We start from the raw sequence: 17600 nt of genomic DNA on the forward strand, positions 1-17600 counted from the left end.
GTCTTACTTCTTGTCATTGAAGTAGATGATAAAAGCACCCATTACTGCAATAGCAATGAGCAATCCAAACTCAACCCAATTACCTAAAAGTTCAAGTCCTACGACCGTACCTAAATAACCAACAATCAATGTAACGATTGCTGCCAAAATCGCTTTACCCATATAATCACACTCCTTTGTCAAATTCCGATTTATCAAATAAGAATTTCCGTCAATTTTTCTCTTGATGCGGCTCGTTTCTAAGAGTAGGAACGAACTGTTCTGTTGCCGGAGACGGACCATTCGGGTCGGTCTCCGGCAGTATTTTTGTTATCGCGTATTAAAAAACAGCCGGAACGACTTTCTGCTGCGCTACATCGATGATGCCGTATGTATTCAGTCTGAGTTTGGGAATGACCGGAAGGCTGACGAAGGCGAGGGTCATAAAAATGCCGATGTCTTCCGCTACACCATGTGCCTTGAGGGCATCGTTCAGCGCCTGCATTTTCGCCGCAACGCTCTCTGCGCTTTCGGTGCTCATCAATCCGGCCACCGGAAGCGCAAGTTCTGCCACAACCTGTCCATCTGCCACAAACGCAAGTCCGCCTTTGTTTTTCCGCACAGTGTTGCCGGCCAGCATCATATCGGCATCGTTGTCCCCTGCCACAATCAGGTTATGGGAATCATGTGCGATGCTCGATGCAACGGCTCCGCATTTCAGGCTGAAGTTTCCTAAAAAGCCAATGCCCACATGGCCGGAGTGATGATGCCGCTCAAAAACAGCCAGTTTTACGATGTTGTGTTCCGGGTCCACACCGGGAGCTTTGCCCGGATGCCGTTGGAACGGGATGATTTTTTCCTCCGTAAGCAGCTCGCCCCGGTTCAGGCAGATGACACGCTCCTGCTCCCCGCTTTCCCGAAGTTCCAGGTCCTGCAGTGCGATCTCATCCAGATCAAAGGAATCCATAACGTGGGAAAATCTCACACGGTCGATGTCAAGCGGTGCGGGTTTCAGCGTTTTTCCGTGCTCGGCCACCAGCGTGCCGTTCTTGTAAACCTGTTCGACCGTAAAGGATTCAAAATCCGATACTACAATGAGGTCGGCAGCATACCCCGGTGCCACGGCACCGTGCTGCTTGAACCCAAAATACTGTGCCGGAACCAGCGTCGCCATTTTGACGGCCACTGCCGGGTCCGCCCCCAACCGGATCGCTTTACGGATGTTGGAATCGATGTGTCCGTTGTCCAGCAGGTCACCGGGGTGCTTATCATCCGTCACCAGCATGCAGCGGCTGCAATAAGGCTCCCGAAACAGCGGCATCAGGGCCTCCATATTTTTGGCAGCCGTTCCTTCCCGGATCATGATATATTGTCCGAGCCGGAATTTTTCCATGGCTTCCTCAATGTTGGAGCACTCGTGATCAGACTGAACGCCTGCCGCAATATAAGCATTCAGGTCCTTATCGCTCAAGAGCGGTGCATGGCCATCCACGATCTTTCCCGCTTCGGTACAGTCGCTGATCTTCTGCAGGATCTTCGGGTCACAGCGCACCGTCCCGTAGGCATTCATCAGCTCCGCAAGCCCCAGCACGCGGGGATCGCCGTAGTAAGGCCGCAGCTGTTCTGCGTTCAGCACCGCGCCGGATTCATCCAGATCCGTGGCCGGCACACAGGAGGGCAGCATGAAATAAACCGAAAGGGTCAGATTTTTTGTCGTTTCCAGCATGAAGTCCAAGCCTTCAAGCCCCGCAACGTTCGAGATCTCGTGTGGGTCTGTGACCACCGCAGTGGTACCGTGGGGCAGCACTGCCTGCTCGAAAGCCGGACCACAGAGCATGGAGCTTTCGATGTGGATATGCCCATCGATCAGGCCCGGGCAGACATATTTGCCGTGCAGATCAACTTCTTTCCGGCCATGATACGTGCCCACGCCCACGATCGAATTTCCGCTGATGGCAATATCAGCGGTGTCGATCTCATCGGTAAACACATTGACAATTCTGGCATTTTTCAAAACCAGATCAGCCAAAGCATCTCCTCTGCCTGCCGAGATCCGGCGTTTCAGCTCATCAGACTGCATAGAAACATCTCCTCTCTCTGAAGTTCGATTTTCTCACCTGTGGATTGGTTCTGCCCTTATTCTACCACGCCTTGCCGCTGCGGAAAAGATGTCGGGAAACAAAAATGGCCCCGGAGGGCTTGTTACAACTCTCCGGGGCCACCTTATGTGCGTTGTGCCTTGGCGCAGACCGTCAGCACTCCACTGCCACCTTGATCACGCCGTCCCGTTTCTTTTCAAACAGCTCGTAGCCCTCTGCGATCCGGCGCAGGGGGTAGGTGTGGGTGATGAGCGGTTCGGTATCGATCTTGCCTTCTGCGATGAGACGCAGCGTTTCTTCACAATCGCAGCCGTCCACGCCGCCGGTCTTGAAGGTAAGGTTTTTGCCGTACATCTCCGGCAGCGGCAGGGTTTGTGCCTTGTCGTACAGCGCCACCACGGTCACGATGGCGTTGGGTCTTGCGCACTCCCACGCCAGCCGGAAGGTGGAGTCTGCCCCTGCCACCTCCAGCACCACATCGGCCCCGCCGTGGTCGCTGTGGGCACGCACAAAGGCGGCGCAGTCCTCCGGCTGCACGGTGAGCACCTGCGGGTAGTGCCGACGGATGAACTGCAGGCGGCTTGCGTCCTTTTCACAAACGATGATGCGCTTGGGGCTGTGCAGCATGACGCACAGCAGCGTGCAGATGCCAGTCGGCCCTGCACCGAGGATCAGCACGGTATCCTCGGGGGTGATCTCCGAGATGCGTGCCGCCCAAAAGCCGGTGGCCAGCACATCGCCCACCAGCAGCGCCTGCCGATCGGTGACGCCGTCCGGGATCTTGTTCAGTCCCTGATCCGCAAAGGGCACCCGGACATACTCGGCCTGCCCGCCGTCGATGCGGCAGCCCAGCGCCCAGCCGCCGTTTTGATCGGTACAGTTGTTCACGAAGCCTTTTTTGCAGAAAAAGCACTCTCCGCAGAAGGTCTCCACGTTCACCGTCACCCGGTCGCCGGGTTTCACATTGGTCACCGCACTGCCCACTTCTTCTACGATGCCCACCATCTCGTGCCCTACCGTGATGCCGGGCACCGCCCGGGGCACGCTGCCGTGCTTGATGTGCAGGTCGCTGGAGCAGATGCTGGCAAGGGTCACTTTTACAATGGCATCCCGCTCGTGCTGCAGCACCGGCTTTGGTTTTTCCATCAGTTCAAATTTGCCCTCGGAAACATAGGTATAGGTCAGCATGCTTTTTACCTCCATGCGCTTTGATATTTCCGGACTTGAGTATACCACGCAGCTATGGCAAAGAGCAAGCCGCAAAAGGCCCGCCCTTTGCGGCAGCTCTCCGCCGATCAGATCTTGGGCTGATACTGCATGCTGGACACATTGTAAATGGTAACAAAAGCCTTGGGGTCTTCCCGGTTGATAAAGTTCATCAGCTTCTGATATTCGCTCTTGTCCACGATGGTAATGATCTCGTTGTGCTTTTCCAGATTGTATGCACCGATGGCCTCGTACATGGTCGCACCGCTGTGCAGGTCATGGAGGATGAACTGACGCAGCGCCTCCTCTTTTTCGGTGATGATGCAGACGCGGCGTTTGATGCTGTTATCAAAGATGAAATGGTCCAGCACGATGCCGTTGAAGTAAGTACCGAGGATACTCAGCACCACGGTCTTTTTATCGTAGACCAGGGCCGCGGAAAGCGCCACACACATTCCCGACAGAGACATGGCTTTTCCCAATTCCATGTGCAGGTACTTGTTCATGATCTTTGCCACGATATCCAGCCCGCCGGAGGATGCATTGCGGTTGAACAAAATACTCAGCCCGATGCTGACCACCAGAATATAGCACAGCACGTCCAGCTCCTGACTGCCGGTCATCGAGCCGAACTCCGGGAACAGCTTTTCAAACAGCCCCAGAAACACCGGCAGCAGCACACTGGTGTATACGGTCTTTGCGCCAAATTCTCTGCCGCAGGTAAAGAACCCGATGATGAGAAGCACGACGTTCAGGATCATCGTAATGACCGACAAGGGCAGCGGCACAAAATTGGACAGCACGATGCCAAGGCCGGAAATGCTGCTGACAGATGTATGGCTCGGCACCAGAAAAAAGAAAACGCCCGCCGCAATGATCGCCACCGCCCCGGTCAGGACTGCCGTCTCCCTCAAGACTGCGCCGGTCTTTCCTTTTACATCACTCATCTTTGTCCCCCTAAAATCAAATTTGTTTCACCGATCTCCTCATCTTTGTCGATGCGGACAAGGAGCTTACCGCCAAAGCGTTTGTATTCCATAGTGAAGTACCTCCATAAATTCCGAGTTGCTGTTCTCAGTATACCATGATTTTCCCTTGCGGAAAAGATAGCGAAACAAAAATGCCCCCGGAGGGCTTGTTACAGCTCTCCGGGGGCATCTTATGTGCGTTGTGCTTTGGCGCACACGACCGGCGTTTTACTCGATTGCAATCAGATTCGGGTTCTCAGGCAAAGCCTTCGTCTGCTGAGGAGCAGGCAGCTCGACGTGCAGGACGCCGTCCTCGAACTTTGCGTGGATGTCTTCCTTCTTCACATCGCCCACGTAGAAACTGCGCGCGCAGGTGCCAGAGAAGGATTCGCGCCGCAGGTAGCGGCCCTTCTTATCCTTTTCGTCGTTGCTGTGGCTGCGCACTGCCTGAATGGTCAGGTAGCCGTCGTTCAGATCCATCTGAACGTCTTCCTTCTTGCAGCCCGGCAGGTCAACAGCTACTTCGTAGCCATTGTCCGTCTGTTTGACATCGGTCTTCATCATGTTTGCACCACGCTTACCAAAGGCGCCACGAGCCTCACGGTTCATAGCACGTTCCAGTACAGCGTCATTCCAGAACGGATCGAAGAAATCATCGAACAGGTTTTCATGGAAAACAGTCGGCATAAGCATAAATCATTCCTCCAATCCCGGCGTTCGGGTCGGGGCAAAAAATCTGAAGCGTCCATTCAGAAGGGCTTTCCGGGGAGCCTAGCGGCTCTCCTTTTGCCCTTCCTCCTGAGCACGCCACTGTTATAGCACCGTTCATTAACAGTGTCAATAGATGAGTGCTAAAATTTATAAAAGAATAATACTTTTATAAAATCCTATACAATCTTTTCAAAATTCAGTCGCATCATCGCATTTTATATCATCTTGGCAATCATGAAGCACAACAGTTCATATGCTTCCCGGATATCCTCCGGCAGACGTTTCAAAGTCTCGTCCCGCAGTTCCTGCGGCATCCCGTAAAAAGCTTCGGCAATGCCGCCGGTGATGCAGGCAAGGGTGTCGCTGTCGCCGCCCAGAGAGACCGCATTGCGAAGTGCATCCTCAAAACTGACGCTTTCCAGAAAAGCAATGATTGCTTCCGGCACAGTTTCCTGACAGGTCTCCACATGATGATAGGTCGGCCGAATTTCATCGCAGGTACGGTTCAGGTCATAACCGAAGGTCTGCTCCACATACCGCTTGATCTCCGGCTTGCTGTGGCCGGTACGAGCCAGAAAAATTGCTGCCGCCGTGGCCTGTGCGCCCTTGATGCCCTCCGGGTGGTTGTGGGTGACTTCGGCGGTCACTTTTGCCATTTCCAATGTTTTGTCCAGCGTATCGAACAGCCAGCCCGCTGCTGACACCCGCATAGCCGAGCCGTTACCGAAACTGCCATAGGGATTCGGATTTTCTGTGTGCAGCCACCGGCGGAACATCCCGCCGTAACCGGCATGAGGGTATGTTTCTCCCCAAATGCGCATCTCGCTCTTTGTTTCTTCAAATGTTCTCTCCGGGATGCCTTTACCCACAATCAATCCCCGTGCCACCGCAACGGTCATGACCGTATCATCGGTGAAGTGCGATTTCTCGCTCAGCAGCGGAAAATCCTTGTGCTTGTAATTGTTGTGGTCAAATTCATAGGGACTGCCCACGATGTCACCCAAGATTGCTCCTAACATGGCTGTTTCCTCCCTTACCTATGATCGCTTTCGTTGGCAAAAGGATACCACAAACCGGAGGGCAAAAGGTCAACGGGCAGGCGACAAATTACGCACCCAGCTGTTCCTGATCGTATTCAAACAGCAGCGTATTGACCTGATTGATGTTATAGATTTTGTGTTCCAGGCAATACCGCACGATCCAGTCCCGCTTGGAGCCATCCGAAAAGGCATAGCCCGCACTCTTGAGCAGGTCGATGGTTTCATCTTCGGACAGGTGCAGGCCCACCGCAAAGGCCAGCACCGTTTTCTTTTTGGGGTTGTAGTCGCGATTGCACTGAATTTTGGAGAAATGCTGCCGGGAGATGTTGGACTGCTTGTACACGGTGGAGTCTTTCAGCCCCCGCTCGTCAATGAGCCGCAGTAGCCGGGTGGTGAAGCTCTCGCCAAGGTTGTCCATCAGGCTTTCCAGACTGCGGGCTGTCCTGGGTGCCGCGGCGGATGCCGGAACTGCACCTAGCATCGGCACGGCGGCATCTTCTTCCAGAAGCCTCCGCCGCTCTGACAATTCCCTGCGCCGACGGCCAAATCCGTAGCTTTCATCGTTCTGTGCTACATAGTGGTCGTCAATGTACTCCTCCACCGAGGCGAACAGCTTCCAGCTCACGGCCAGCGAGTCCCGGTCGTAAAGCACCAAATACACGGTCAGGTCGTGCTCCATGACGTACTGTGTGATGGTGTCCACCGCAATGCGGAAGGCCTGTTCTTTGGGGTAGCCATAGTTTCCGCTGGACAGCAGCGGAAAGGCCACGCTCTCGCAGTGGTACTCTGCGGCTAATTCCAATGCGGAGTGGTATGCACCGGCTAATTGTTCAGCTTCGCCGAACCCGCCGCCGTGCCACGCAGGGCAGACTGCATGGAAAATATACGTTGCAGGCAGCCCGAACGCCGGAGTACACACGGCTCTGCCCAAATCGCAACGGCCGATGGCTTCACAGGAAGCGGTCAGCTCCTGCTCCCCTGCCGCCTGATAGATGGCACGGCTGGTGCCGCTGCCCTGCAAAAGGTTCCGGTTCGCCGGGTTGACGATGGCATCCGCTGCCACCTTGGTGATGTCGTTGCGGATCATCAGAAACGGCATGGTGGTTCCTCCCTCACATGGTTTTCTTCATCCTATCACATCCGATGGGGCGGCGCAAGGGGTGCTCTTGTTTCCTGTCCGCGCAGCTATTATAATAGGTACAGAAAGAAGGTGAGCTTCCTGCACGACATCTGGAATCCATGGCACGGCTGCGTCAAGTGCAGCGAGGGCTGCCAGAACTGCTATATGTACTTTCTCGACCGGATGAGGGACCAGAACGGAGCCGAGATCTACAAAACGAAAAGCGGCTTTTCCTATCCGCTCCAGAAAGACCGCACCGGACACTACAAAATCCAGAGTGGTGAGCAGATCCGGGTCTGCATGACCTCGGATTTCTTCTTGGAAGAAGCCGACCCGTGGCGGGTTGAGGCGTGGGACATCATGCGCCAGCGCAGCGATGTGGTGTTTTTTCTGCTCACCAAACGGCCGCAGCGGGTACGGGAGTGCCTGCCGCCGGACTGGGGCAGCGGTTGGGACAACATCTTTTTCAACGTCACCTGTGAAAATCAGCGCCGCGCCGATGAGCGCATTCCCATCCTGTTTGACCTGCCCTTCAAGCACAAGGGCATTATGTGCGCGCCCTTCATCGGACCAGTAAGCATCCGGCAGTACCTTACCGCCGGGCAGATCGAGCAGGTCATCTGCGGCGGCGAAAACTACGATGGTGCCCGCCCCTGCAATTTTGATTGGGTCAAGTCTCTCCGGCAGGAATGCGTGGATGCCAACGTGACCTTCTGCTTTATCGAGACTGGCACTGTGTTCATCAAAGACGGTAAACGCTACCACCTGCCCAGCAAGCAGCTGCAAAGCCGGATGGCTTATAAATCCGGCATGAACTATCAGGGCAGGCCCATTCATTTTGACCTCGTGGACGACTGGGGTTACCCCATCCCGCAGGAAGATCTCTATGTGCCTCATTTCCGCGCAAACTGCGAGACCTGCGGCAGCAAGTTGATCTGCAACGGCTGCAGCGATTGCGGAAAATGCTTATAAAATAAAGGAGTTCTATGAAGAACCAGAAGAAAAAATCGTTTCCCCTCAGAGTGTTCCTCTGCCTGCTGGCTGTTTTGCTGGCCGTCTGCGTTGCGTTCGGCGTTTACGTCAGCGACTACTACCACACAGACCCCGCCGCCGAGGATGCACTGGCGGCGTGGATGAATCTTCAATAAAAAGCAAAATATCCCGACCATTTTCCTGTATGTCACAGGAGAATGGCCGGGACTATTTTTATTATTCCGCGAACCAGCACTCAATACAAATGGAACTTATGGCTGATCTGGTGTGCAATTTCATCCGGCAGCGGGCGGAAACCGATGCAGGTCAGGGTCATGCCTTCTCCGTTTTCATCAAATTCTTCCGGCTCCAGCTCGGTGTGGCAGGCATCCCGGATGAGGAAGAAGTCTTTGTTTTCCACCAGTCCCAATTCCTCGGCAATTGTTTTTGCTTTCAGCAGTTGATTGCGGTTCTTTGCCCCGCAGATAGTTTTGGTAAAAGAGCCATCGAACCACTCTTCGTAAGTTGCCTTATCCAACATGATTTCTGCCCGATAGCCGGTAATTTCTCCGTCTTTCTCGATGGGTTCCACGCCCTGTCCCATGCCGATGGGGTCGGTGAGGAACGCCAGCGAAGCGTGGCAGCACTGCGCCGCCAGCTTGCCAGGCGACATCTGCAGATCTTTTCGTGCAATGATGAGTTGACGCATTTTTTCTCCTTCTTACGACAGCTTGATCTTCAAATCTGCCAGCAGATTCACCGCTTCCGGCAGGGAAAACTTTGCATCCTTCAGGCGGCTGCCCAAAATGTCCACCTTATAACCGGCGGCATCCCGGAAATCCGCCTTGCGCAGATCACACTGGTAGAACTCCGTTTCGTGAAGTTCTACACCCTTGAAATTCGCCAACTGCATCTCGCATTTGGCAAACATAGAGCCGACAATTTCGTTGCCATCCGAAAAGTCGAAGCGGTTAAAGTTCATTTCGGTGAAGGTGTTATATTTCAGACTGCACTCTTTCAGCGTGTGGATAGGGTCCGGGAAGGCACCGTTGGACATCAGCGGTGCCCACTCAATTTCATTCAGGCGGCAGTCCTCAAAATCCAGCGATTGCACCGAAGAATGGGTGCTGCGCAGACCTGTGATCTCACACCGCACGAATTTGCACTCGTTCAGCGTGGTATGATCCAGTTCGCATTTGGTAAAGGAGCAATCCACAAACACGCAGTCGGTAAAGTCGCAATCCTCAAAAGCCTCCTCGGTGAACGACAGGTCAGCAAACCGTTCACCCTCACAATAACGCTCTGTCATAAAATTCTCCTGTCAGCGCAGTTCTTCCAGCAATGCCGTGCAGCTTGTATCGTATCATTTCAAATTTGGAACGTGCGTGTTCCAAATTTACGCTCGCTTCAAGAACTCCCGCAGCACATCCTCTGGGCGGGGTGTATGGTTCGGGTACTTTTCCCGCAGCGGTGCGGCGGCACCATCCATAATGTAGGGCACACCCACAATGTCCAGCATCGACACATCGTTATAATTGTCGCCAAAAGCCATCACATCGGCAAGGGCGATGTCCAGAGTCTTGCAGATGCTGCGCACACCGATGCCCTTGTTGGCAAAGGTGGTGTCGATCCAGTACGGCCCTGCCACAGCGCAGTTCGCCTCTTTCCATCGTGGGACAAACCGTTCCGTGTAAGATTCTACGCCTTCGTGCAGATACACCGATACTTTTGTGATCTCCTCCGGCACCTCGGAAGGGTCATGGATGATCTGATAGTTGTTCCCGATGAACTGAATACGCTTGAGCATTCCCAGACCCTGCTCCATCAGGTATGCAGTATTCTGACCGGAAAGCATTACCTCGCCCTGCCCGTCGCTGCGGGTCCACAGGTCGTTGGCGATTTCTTCGGCCAATGCACGCGGCATCGGATTCTTGGCGATGCACTGTTCGTCCTTATAGATCACGCCGCCGTTTTCGCAGAGAAACACACAGCAGTCCGCCACCGGTGCAGAGAGCTTGCGCAGGCTGGTATACTGCCGACCAGATGCCGGGCAAAACAGAATGCCGCGCCGATGCAGCTCCCGTATCTGCTCAAAGATCTCGTCTTCCAGTTCCTTTTTGCCGTATTGCAGCAGCGTACCGTCAATGTCGCTGCAAATCAGTTTGATTGACATTTTCCGTCCTCATTTTTCAAGATAATTTTAGGCAATTCCCCGGCATCCAGAACACGGACGCCTTCGTCCATCAGCATCTTGGCAAAAACGCCCTGTCCGGGAATCTTTGTCCCGGAAAACGTTCCATCGTAAATTTCCTTCACGCCGCAGCTGGGGCTGCGGGATTGCAGGATGGCAAGCTCCACCCTATTTTCTTTTGCGATGGCAAGGGCCTTGGCTGCGCCCGCTCGGAACTCCCGGTCCACATTGATGCCCTCTTTGTTCGTGACAACGCCCTTCACGATTTCCGCCGGGCACCGCGGTGTGGGCAGGCCGCCCAGCACCTCCGGGCAGACCGGAACCACCTGATGCCCCCGCGCAAAATCACAGACCGCCTGATTGTAATTGTTTCCGCCGCTGTATTTGCAGTTTTCGCCCAGCAAGCAGGCGCTGACCAGAATCTTCATTGTTGCGCGCTCCGTTTTTCAGATACTGAATCTTTTACCTATTCTACCACGCTTTTGGGCATTGAAAAAGAGGATTTTGCTTTTCCTATCCCCATACCGGGAGGTCCGCCGTAATCTTTTCTAATTCCTGTGCAAGAAACGTCAGCCTTTCCCTCAGATGGTTATTATGCGGTGCATCTCCGTTCAGCAGATAGTCCGTTCTGACATTCAGGCAGGACGAAAGATCCTGCAGAGCAGCAGCGGCTTCCCGTTCAACTTTTGCAAGATGGTTCGCACTAACGTTCAGCATTATACTCAGCTGTTCCTGTGTAATCCCCTTCTTTTTCCGCAAATTGCGGATTCAAATTCGACTTTATTTCACAAAAGCGAATTTGCTCATAAATTACCACAGAGTATTTTTTTCGGCGGAACGTGACAAATTCACACAACAAACTCACAAGAATGAATATCTGCACTCGAATTACACATATTTCACTATAAACTCGTTTCAAAAACATCAATATGTCTTAGTTTGCAGCGCAACCATATCAAATTTTCTACGTTTTTCGCAGGTCTCATTTTCACGATTCCACGCAAAAAATTGAACGCTGTCAGCGTTTAGCAAACGCATATAGTGTGCCCACTCATTTTATCCATCCCATTTATACACAGTTCCGAACCAAAAGAACCGCATAAAGTTCTCATCAAAAAACAGGGAGTGACATCAAATCACTCCCCGTTTGCATTGATTGTATCAGAGTTTCGTCATCCAAAGCCCATGCAGATTGCAGTATGCGTAAACGGCCACCGGCTTTTCACTTCCCAGTTCAAAAACAGCTTTGGGTGCCTGCCCCGGATTCAGATAGCGGATCTGTCCGCCGTTCTCAGTCTCCACAAAAATCCACTGAATATAGTGAACATCCGCCATGGGGTGCTCCACCGCGCCCACTGTGACCGTGAGACGACTACCGGAAAGCTCTGCCACCGGCAGATGCTTCTCGCCGCTGGCTTCCACCGTATTGGGAACCAGCTCTTTCATTTTCTCCCCGCAGCAGACCAGCGGAACGCCTGCGTTACGGATGGTAGTGACGAGGTTGCCACAGTGATTGCAGATGTAAAACTTTGCCTTCATATCGAAATCCTCCATTGGAATGTTGTCGGTGTGTTTCTTGTGTCTATATGATAACATTTCCTATTTACGATTTCTGTGACTGAATCACGCAAAGCGTTTTTGGGCTCACTTGCAATAAATCTCAATGGCTTTCTGCGCAAATTCTGCGGCACCGGCACCGCCGGCAGCATTGATGTTTTCCGTAAATGCTCCGCCTGCCCCATACATCTGCCCCAACTGATTCAGGATCACCTTGGAACAGTTATAGTAGTGCTCTGTGATAAACTCCTGCAGCTTCTTCACCTGTGCCTGCACTTCAGAGTCCGCCGGGTCTTTGCTCTGCATCCCGCCGAATGCCGCCACGATGTCCATCAGTTGACTGCTCATGTCCTTGACTTCTTTCTCGGTCTTATGGGCAGTTTTTTCCTCAAACTCTTTGTATTCCGGCGTTTCGCCCCATTCCTTTTTGGCCTGCTCGGTATACTTTTTGATCTTCTGCGTATCAAATGCGGTAAAGTCCATAACCATTCCTCCTGTGGATCGAATTTTCTGCGCAAGGCCGATCAGATCTTCAAGATGCTGCTTTTTCAATGTCAGAAGTGTGATCTGCTGTTCCAGTGCTTTCTGCCGGTCAAAAGCAGGATTCTCCACGATTTTCTGGATGTCCTTCAGCGGAAATTCCAGTTCCCGGAACAATAAGATCTGCTGCAAACGTTCCAGCGCGGCATCGTCATACAGCCGATAGCCTGCTTCGGTACGGCCCGCCGCGCGCAGCAGACCGATTTTATCGTAATATTGCAGGGTCCGGATGCTTACTCCGGTCCGCTTGCTCACTTCGTTCACTGTCATCATCTTGCTGTCCTCCCTTGCGACAGCCACAGTATACGCTATGACGCTGCGTCAGGGTCAAGAGGTTTTCTGAAAAATTTTTCAGCCTTCCCTCTGCTCCACGATTTCCAGACTATCCCGCCCTACATGGCAGAGCAGAAACAGCACCCGCACACCTGCGGCCTTTGCTTCGGCCAGTGCCGTACCAAACTCCGGCTGTGTGCTGACATTTGGCCGCACCTCGGTGATGCCTTCCATCTGAATCACGAAAGCCACTGCGCACCGATACCCTGCCTGCTGTGCCTGCGCCAGCTCGTGCAGGTGCTTCACGCCGCGCTCGGTAGGTGCATCCGGGAAGTAGCCGATACCGTCCACTTCCAGTGTGCAGCCCTTGACTTCCAGCAGATATTTCTGTTCGCCCTTTTCCATATAAAAGTCGATGCGGGACTTCCCATAGGTGAATTCCGGCTTGATATAGTCGTAGCCCTGTTTTGCAAGCCACTCTCCTACTACCTTGTTAGGTGCCTGACTGTCCATATTGACCCAGCCAAGGCCCTGCTTGTGTACCGCCACAAGGTCGTATTTTGTTTTGCGTTTCGGGTTGTCCGACACTTCCAGCCGAACTGCCGTACCGGGCAGTAGCAGTTCCTTGCACCGCCCGGTGTTCTTGACATGGACGGTTTCCACTGCTCCATTCACTTCCACATGGGCAATAAAGCGGTTGGGACGGTCAACAAAAATGCCGTCTGCGATTTCTCTGTATTTCAATCTTTACTCCATTTTCAGTACAGGATTCGGGAGCCATGCCCATCCTGTTTACCAAGATACAGTTCCACGACCATCCTGCCGCTTTCACTGTTGCAGAGTTCTTCCTTGCAGTAGCCGCAGAGCTTTCCTTCCGCTTCCGATACATAGCGGTGCAGCGGTTCCTGCAGTTCCTTCGGGATGCTGCTCCACGGAATGACATAGCTCATGCCGGTATCCCCCACATCCACGATGCAGGCCCGCTCACTATCCTCATCAGACAAAATCAGTTTCACCAGAAACACATCCGCAAACGGTGCCCCCTGATACTCTGCCTTTTGCCGTCTGCGCTCTGTACGAAGCTCGTCCAGTGCCCGATTCAGGTCATTTTCTGGCAGCGTGGACTTGTACAACAGGACATGCAGTTTCTGCTCCGCTGACCCACTGTCATTCAGTTTCCCTGCCGGGAGTTCCACATCTGCATGAATGGTGCAAATCTGTTTTTGCATTGCGGCACGCAGGTTTTCCAGTTTCTGCTGCCGTTCTGCTTCCAATTGCTGTGCAGACTTTTGATGCACTTCTTTGGTATCCGGCTGCGGTGCAACACATTCATGTTTGGCATCCGACGTTTGTATTGACCATTCGCTGTGCTTTTCTGCGTCAGCCTCCGAAACGTTTTGCCCTAGTACAGTCGGCACCGACACGCTTTTGGCACCGCTTTGTGCTGCCGATGCTTTCTGTGCCGCAGAAGGACGCTCCGTTCTCTTTGGTTTTACCGACCGCGTTGCACCTGTGCTCGTGCTTTTTGCCTCCAGCCTTGGTGTTTTCACCGCAGGAACAGCATTTTTAACATTTTCCGGTCGAACCCGTGTCTGCGTCTGCCAGAAATCGCTGCCTGTGCGCTGATAATAGAACTTTTCCGCTCGTTTCCGGCTGCTGCGCACACCATCACAGATCCACGAAAAAATCAGGTAGCGCTCCAGCGTATTCCAAAAGCTGCTGCGCCGATGACGGGGCTTATGCCGCCCGCGGGACGCATATAAAATCATCGATAAGCATCCGTAGAACAGAAAACCTGCCGCAAACCCGATCCCTGTAAACAGCTTTTTGAAAAAGCCCATCTCTCACACCTCTTCCGGTTACAGCCTTGCCTGATACACCCGCTCCGTCCTGGCATCGAAGCAGCAGAAAATCACCTGCATGGCGTAATCCGCGTGATCTTCCAGCCACTGTGCCACTGTTTTGACTGCAATCTCCGTGGCATCTTCCAGCGGGTAACCATACACGCCAGTCGAAATTGCCGGGAACGCAATGCTATGGACATCATGCTCTTTGGCAAGGTTCAGCGAATTGCGGTAGCAGTCCGCCAGCTGCGCGGCATCCTCTGCTGTGCCGGAATAAATCAGCCCTACTGTATGAATGATATACTTTGCTTTCAACCGGTAGCCCTTAGTGATTTTTGCTTCTCCGGTGCGGCAGCCGTGCAGCGTGCGACACTCCGCCAACAATTCCGGCCCTGCTGCCCGGTGGATGGCACCATCCACACCGCCTCCACCCAGCAGACTGCGATTGGCCGCATTCACGATGCCGTCACAGTCCAGTTTGGTAATATCACCCTGCACCACTTGAATCTGATTTTTTACTTTTTCAGAAATCATTGTAAACACCTCACTTTTTGAGCAGCTCCAGCGCCTTGTCCATGGGCACACAATCGGCATAGCGGTCCGGCCAGAGGAACTCATTATAATAGCGGTAGCTCTGCTCCCCCGTCATGTACTCGTTGTTCTGCGTGGAATTTGCATAGGCAGGAACGATTATGTGCAGGCCATGCTCAAAGCCCGCCTCCACCGTTGCATTGATGCAGAAGTCCGTCATGATACCGCAGACCATCACATCTTTTTCGCCCTTTTCCGTCAGATATTCCAGCAGGCCGCTTTCTTTTTTGAACGCACTGCATACAGTCTTGACGAACCGTTTTTCAGTCAGCAGTGGCGCAAACCCGGAATAGACCTCGAATTCATCGTCCCCGATGGAGAAACCGGTGCCGGGCCCATCGTCATGCTGGACATAGACGACCTCGATTCCCTGTTCGCGGGCAGTCCGGATCAATTCCCTGATGTTGCTGACAAACTTTTCAAACGCATACAGGCGTTCATCCACGATACCTTTCTGTGTATCCACAACCAGTAAAACCATGTGTAAGCCCTCCTGTTTTTCTTTGATTTCATGCTATCATAGACCGCCGTTTTCTACAAGCAGATTCGAAAAATTTACTTCTTCCAAAGCCTGTCTGATGGGTTTGTTATGGCTCCCCATCGCCGCAGCAGTCCACAGGCGGTTTTGAAAGATAAATCTCCTTCATTTTCATTTTCTGCTTAACGGCAGCAATAAAAAAGACCCCCGCAGCGTATGATTTGACGCCGCGGGGTTTCTCAATTGTTCGGTTTGTATTGCAGCACCTTCTGGGAGAACGTCCGATCGAAGAACTGGATGAAGGGCCCAAGGCAGAACGCACAGATCAAGGTGCCCAGGCCCACAAGGCCACCCAGCAGCCAGCACAGCAGGGCGCTGAGCGCATCGGTGAAGATGCGGCACCCGAAGTACGGGCAGGGTGTGTAGTCCCGCAGACCGAGGGAAAGGTAATCGTAGGGCGCGATGCCGAGGTCGGCGGTCTGGTAGAGCGAAGCGCCCAGCGCCGTAACCAGCACCGCCGCGATGACCCACGCCAACTGCACCGCCAGCGACGGCGCGTCGCCGAAGTGGGCGTGAATGGGGTCATAGAACGCCGTGACGATGTACCCGATGCAGATGCCGTTGACGAAGGTGCCAAGGCCGATGTACTTGCGCCCGAACCAGAATTCCAGCAGGAAAAACAGGATGTTCGTGCACAGGTTCTGGGTGCCCAGCGAGATGCCGAGCAGCTCCGCCAGCCGCATGTTCAGGGCGCTGATGGAGTCGTTGCCGAGGTGGGACTGCTTGAAAAGCGCAATGCCAAGGGCGATGATGACGATGCCCGCCACCATGCCCACCACCCGCCGGGCAGTCGGTTTGCGCAATGCGGTGCCGTTCATAGGGGATTCTCCTTTAGCGTTTCTTTCCCCCTATTATACGCCTACTTTGGGCGGGAGACAAACTATTTATGGAAAGATACAACGATATACGGGGGATCCGCCTTACCCCTTTAATCTCACCTCAATCCGTTCTTTCTCCAGTCCCTCCCCGATCACGATGAGCACTTCCTGCCCCTTGGGGATAGCGTTTGCCGTCAGGCCGTCGGCGGTGGCGTTCAGCTCCACCCAGCCGTTCTCGTCCTGTACGAAGCCTTTCGCCCGCAGCACATGGCCGCACGCGGGGTCGGTGAAGAGGGCCGGGATATTCTGTTCGAGCTGCTGGCACGAGAGGCCCAGCTCCAAAAAGTAGGCCGAACCAAAGGCCCTATGCGGTTGGCGTTACAATAGCCGCATCTACGGCCACCGGACAACAGGAAAGGAGTATCTCATGGCCAAAACTGCCGACACCATTGCCATCTATTCCCGCAAATCCCGCTACACCGGCAAGGGCGAAAGTATCGGAAATCAGATCGACCTCTGCCGCGAATATATCCGCACTCACTACGGCGATGCCGCCGCGGAACATGCCGTTGTCTTTGAGGACGAGGGCTTTTCCGGCGGCAACCTGAACCGCCCGGACTTCAAAAAGATGATGACCGCTGCCAAAGAGCGGAAGATCCGTGCCATCGTGGTCTATCGACTGGACCGCATCAGCCGCAACATCAGCGACTTTTCCAGCCTGATTGAAGAACTGGGACGGCTGGGCATCAAAACAAAAACCGGGCGTTCGTTCACCCGGTTTTCCATCAAGTCGATTTTGCAGAATCCTGTCTACCTGATTGCAGACAAGGACGCTTATCAGCATTTTGTGGACAACGAAGCAGAGTTGTTCTCCCCGGAGTCCGGAAAAAAGGCAAGCCCTCCTTCATAAATTACAGTAACCGTTTATGATACTATGGGGAGGGGTCGGCATGTTTTTATCTCTTCTGCAATTTTTTGCCACAAAGTTTCTGGTTTTGGCGCTTCATCTGGAAAGCGGCAGCTTTCCGCGGCCCCTCTCTGCCCGGGAGGAAACCGAAGCCTTTTCCGCACTGCGTGCCGGTGACCCTGCCGCACGGGAAAAACTGATCCGGCACAATCTGCGTCTGGTGGCACACATCGTAAAAAAATACTA

Annotated in this window: 21 protein-coding genes and 2 pseudogenes; 4 read left to right on the forward strand and 19 right to left on the reverse strand. The window is 53.5% G+C overall.

All coding sequences use genetic code 11. The features are described from left to right. Positions 1 to 3 precede the first annotated feature (3 nt). The 7 genes from J3348_RS03685 to J3348_RS03715 form a co-directional block, all read right to left on the reverse strand. A complete protein-coding gene (locus J3348_RS03685; RefSeq protein WP_097774963.1) occupies positions 4 to 162 on the reverse strand; it encodes a binding-protein-dependent transport permease in 159 nt (52 codons plus the stop codon). A gap of 157 nt (positions 163 to 319) precedes the next feature. Then, on the reverse strand, positions 320 to 2059 hold the full coding sequence (gene ade / locus J3348_RS03690; RefSeq protein ID WP_120080749.1) for an adenine deaminase: 1740 nt from the start codon (positions 2057 to 2059) through the stop codon (positions 320 to 322). Between the two features lie 172 nt (positions 2060 to 2231). Then, entirely contained in the window at positions 2232 to 3266 is a 1035-nt protein-coding gene (locus tag J3348_RS03695; RefSeq protein ID WP_207698319.1) for an alcohol dehydrogenase, read from the reverse strand. A 107-nt stretch (positions 3267 to 3373) separates the two neighbouring features. Next, positions 3374 to 4231: a YitT family protein gene (locus J3348_RS03700; protein ID WP_005946315.1), complete on the reverse strand. Its 858-nt coding sequence runs from the start codon at positions 4229 to 4231 to the stop codon at positions 3374 to 3376. A gap of 249 nt (positions 4232 to 4480) precedes the next feature. Continuing rightward, entirely contained in the window at positions 4481 to 4945 is a 465-nt protein-coding gene (locus tag J3348_RS03705; RefSeq protein ID WP_207698320.1) for an Hsp20/alpha crystallin family protein, read from the reverse strand. 233 nt (positions 4946 to 5178) lie between these two features. Then, entirely contained in the window at positions 5179 to 5982 is an 804-nt protein-coding gene (locus tag J3348_RS03710; protein WP_207698321.1) for an ADP-ribosylglycohydrolase family protein, read from the reverse strand. 88 nt (positions 5983 to 6070) lie between these two features. Then, the gene (locus J3348_RS03715; protein ID WP_207698322.1) at positions 6071 to 7102 is read right to left on the reverse strand and encodes a macro domain-containing protein; all 1032 of its coding nucleotides are present in this window, start codon (positions 7100 to 7102) and stop codon (positions 6071 to 6073) included. Positions 7103 to 7213: 111 nt separating this feature from the next. On the opposite strand from J3348_RS03715, the gene J3348_RS03720 reads away from it, so the two are divergent. Then, positions 7214 to 8095: a DUF5131 family protein gene (locus J3348_RS03720; protein WP_338428688.1), complete on the forward strand. Its 882-nt coding sequence runs from the start codon at positions 7214 to 7216 to the stop codon at positions 8093 to 8095. 14 nt (positions 8096 to 8109) lie between these two features. Next, positions 8110 to 8271, forward strand: coding sequence for a hypothetical protein (locus J3348_RS03725; protein WP_207698323.1), 162 nt, complete (start codon positions 8110 to 8112; stop codon positions 8269 to 8271). Positions 8272 to 8351: 80 nt separating this feature from the next. On the opposite strand, the gene J3348_RS03730 is transcribed toward J3348_RS03725, so the two are convergent. From J3348_RS03730 to J3348_RS03790, 12 genes are all read right to left on the reverse strand, one after another. Beyond that, positions 8352 to 8804, reverse strand: coding sequence for an aminoacyl-tRNA hydrolase (locus tag J3348_RS03730; protein WP_055185766.1), 453 nt, complete (start codon positions 8802 to 8804; stop codon positions 8352 to 8354). 12 nt (positions 8805 to 8816) lie between these two features. Next, a complete protein-coding gene (locus J3348_RS03735) occupies positions 8817 to 9404 on the reverse strand; it encodes a pentapeptide repeat-containing protein (RefSeq protein WP_015536933.1) in 588 nt (195 codons plus the stop codon). A gap of 87 nt (positions 9405 to 9491) precedes the next feature. After that, positions 9492 to 10268 (reverse strand): HAD family hydrolase, encoded by a 777-nt coding sequence (locus J3348_RS03740; RefSeq protein ID WP_207698324.1) that lies wholly within the window; start codon positions 10266 to 10268, stop codon positions 9492 to 9494. After that, positions 10253 to 10714 carry a DUF523 domain-containing protein gene (locus tag J3348_RS03745; RefSeq protein WP_207698325.1) on the reverse strand — a complete coding sequence of 154 codons (462 nt, stop codon included), beginning with the start codon at positions 10712 to 10714 and terminating at the stop codon, positions 10253 to 10255. Before J3348_RS03745 ends, J3348_RS03740 begins: the two co-directional genes overlap by 16 nt. Before the next feature lie 733 nt (positions 10715 to 11447). Continuing rightward, entirely contained in the window at positions 11448 to 11825 is a 378-nt protein-coding gene (locus J3348_RS03755; protein ID WP_207698327.1) for a desulfoferrodoxin family protein, read from the reverse strand. A 105-nt stretch (positions 11826 to 11930) separates the two neighbouring features. Beyond that, complete coding sequence (locus J3348_RS03760; protein WP_015536930.1) at positions 11931 to 12656, reverse strand: MerR family transcriptional regulator; 726 nt, start codon at positions 12654 to 12656, stop codon at positions 11931 to 11933. Between the two features lie 78 nt (positions 12657 to 12734). Next, positions 12735 to 13400 (reverse strand): DNA/RNA nuclease SfsA, encoded by a 666-nt coding sequence (sfsA, locus tag J3348_RS03765; protein ID WP_207698328.1) that lies wholly within the window; start codon positions 13398 to 13400, stop codon positions 12735 to 12737. Positions 13401 to 13414: 14 nt separating this feature from the next. Beyond that, positions 13415 to 13885: a hypothetical protein gene (locus tag J3348_RS14170; protein WP_242702847.1), complete on the reverse strand. Its 471-nt coding sequence runs from the start codon at positions 13883 to 13885 to the stop codon at positions 13415 to 13417. A gap of 630 nt (positions 13886 to 14515) precedes the next feature. Next, positions 14516 to 15034 (reverse strand): O-acetyl-ADP-ribose deacetylase, encoded by a 519-nt coding sequence (locus tag J3348_RS03775; RefSeq protein WP_207698330.1) that lies wholly within the window; start codon positions 15032 to 15034, stop codon positions 14516 to 14518. A 10-nt stretch (positions 15035 to 15044) separates the two neighbouring features. Continuing rightward, positions 15045 to 15572 carry an isochorismatase family protein gene (locus tag J3348_RS03780; RefSeq protein ID WP_207698331.1) on the reverse strand — a complete coding sequence of 176 codons (528 nt, stop codon included), beginning with the start codon at positions 15570 to 15572 and terminating at the stop codon, positions 15045 to 15047. Positions 15573 to 15808: 236 nt separating this feature from the next. Continuing rightward, positions 15809 to 16447: a DUF6198 family protein gene (locus tag J3348_RS03785; protein WP_097771470.1), complete on the reverse strand. Its 639-nt coding sequence runs from the start codon at positions 16445 to 16447 to the stop codon at positions 15809 to 15811. A gap of 102 nt (positions 16448 to 16549) precedes the next feature. After that, the gene (locus J3348_RS03790; RefSeq protein WP_223451049.1) at positions 16550 to 16714 is read right to left on the reverse strand and encodes a GTP-binding protein; all 165 of its coding nucleotides are present in this window, start codon (positions 16712 to 16714) and stop codon (positions 16550 to 16552) included. A 160-nt stretch (positions 16715 to 16874) separates the two neighbouring features. On the opposite strand from J3348_RS03790, the pseudogene J3348_RS03795 reads away from it, so the two are divergent. Next, positions 16875 to 17195: pseudogene (locus J3348_RS03795) on the forward strand (recombinase family protein); the annotation flags it as partial. A 202-nt stretch (positions 17196 to 17397) separates the two neighbouring features. Next, a pseudogene (locus J3348_RS03800) lies at positions 17398 to 17600 on the forward strand (RNA polymerase subunit sigma); the annotation flags it as partial.

It is taken from the genome of Faecalibacterium sp. Marseille-Q4896, from assembly GCF_017377615.1.
Taxonomy (GTDB): domain Bacteria; phylum Bacillota; class Clostridia; order Oscillospirales; family Ruminococcaceae; genus Faecalibacterium; species Faecalibacterium taiwanense.

Bases quoted from the DNA above. Each gene is read 5' to 3' on its own strand.
- J3348_RS03685 (WP_097774963.1), bottom strand. From the start codon at position 162: ATGGGTAAAGCGATTTTGGCAGCAATCGTTACATTGATTGTTGGTTAT.
- ade (WP_120080749.1), bottom strand. From the start codon at position 2,059: ATGCAGTCTGATGAGCTGAAACGCCGGATCTCGGCAGGCAGAGGAGAT.
- J3348_RS03695 (WP_207698319.1), bottom strand. From the start codon at position 3,266: ATGCTGACCTATACCTATGTTTCCGAGGGCAAATTTGAACTGATGGAA.
- J3348_RS03700 (WP_005946315.1), bottom strand. From the start codon at position 4,231: ATGAGTGATGTAAAAGGAAAGACCGGCGCAGTCTTGAGGGAGACGGCA.
- J3348_RS03705 (WP_207698320.1), bottom strand. From the start codon at position 4,945: ATGCTTATGCCGACTGTTTTCCATGAAAACCTGTTCGATGATTTCTTC.
- J3348_RS03710 (WP_207698321.1), bottom strand. From the start codon at position 5,982: ATGTTAGGAGCAATCTTGGGTGACATCGTGGGCAGTCCCTATGAATTT.
- J3348_RS03715 (WP_207698322.1), bottom strand. From the start codon at position 7,102: ATGCCGTTTCTGATGATCCGCAACGACATCACCAAGGTGGCAGCGGAT.
- J3348_RS03725 (WP_207698323.1), top strand. From the start codon at position 8,110: ATGAAGAACCAGAAGAAAAAATCGTTTCCCCTCAGAGTGTTCCTCTGC.
- J3348_RS03730 (WP_055185766.1), bottom strand. From the start codon at position 8,804: ATGCGTCAACTCATCATTGCACGAAAAGATCTGCAGATGTCGCCTGGC.
- J3348_RS03735 (WP_015536933.1), bottom strand. From the start codon at position 9,404: ATGACAGAGCGTTATTGTGAGGGTGAACGGTTTGCTGACCTGTCGTTC.
- J3348_RS03740 (WP_207698324.1), bottom strand. From the start codon at position 10,268: ATGTCAATCAAACTGATTTGCAGCGACATTGACGGTACGCTGCTGCAA.
- J3348_RS03745 (WP_207698325.1), bottom strand. From the start codon at position 10,714: ATGAAGATTCTGGTCAGCGCCTGCTTGCTGGGCGAAAACTGCAAATAC.
- J3348_RS03755 (WP_207698327.1), bottom strand. From the start codon at position 11,825: ATGAAGGCAAAGTTTTACATCTGCAATCACTGTGGCAACCTCGTCACT.
- J3348_RS03760 (WP_015536930.1), bottom strand. From the start codon at position 12,656: ATGATGACAGTGAACGAAGTGAGCAAGCGGACCGGAGTAAGCATCCGG.
- J3348_RS14170 (WP_242702847.1), bottom strand. From the start codon at position 13,885: ATGCAAAAACAGATTTGCACCATTCATGCAGATGTGGAACTCCCGGCA.
- J3348_RS03775 (WP_207698330.1), bottom strand. From the start codon at position 15,034: ATGATTTCTGAAAAAGTAAAAAATCAGATTCAAGTGGTGCAGGGTGAT.
- J3348_RS03780 (WP_207698331.1), bottom strand. From the start codon at position 15,572: ATGGTTTTACTGGTTGTGGATACACAGAAAGGTATCGTGGATGAACGC.
- J3348_RS03785 (WP_097771470.1), bottom strand. From the start codon at position 16,447: ATGAACGGCACCGCATTGCGCAAACCGACTGCCCGGCGGGTGGTGGGC.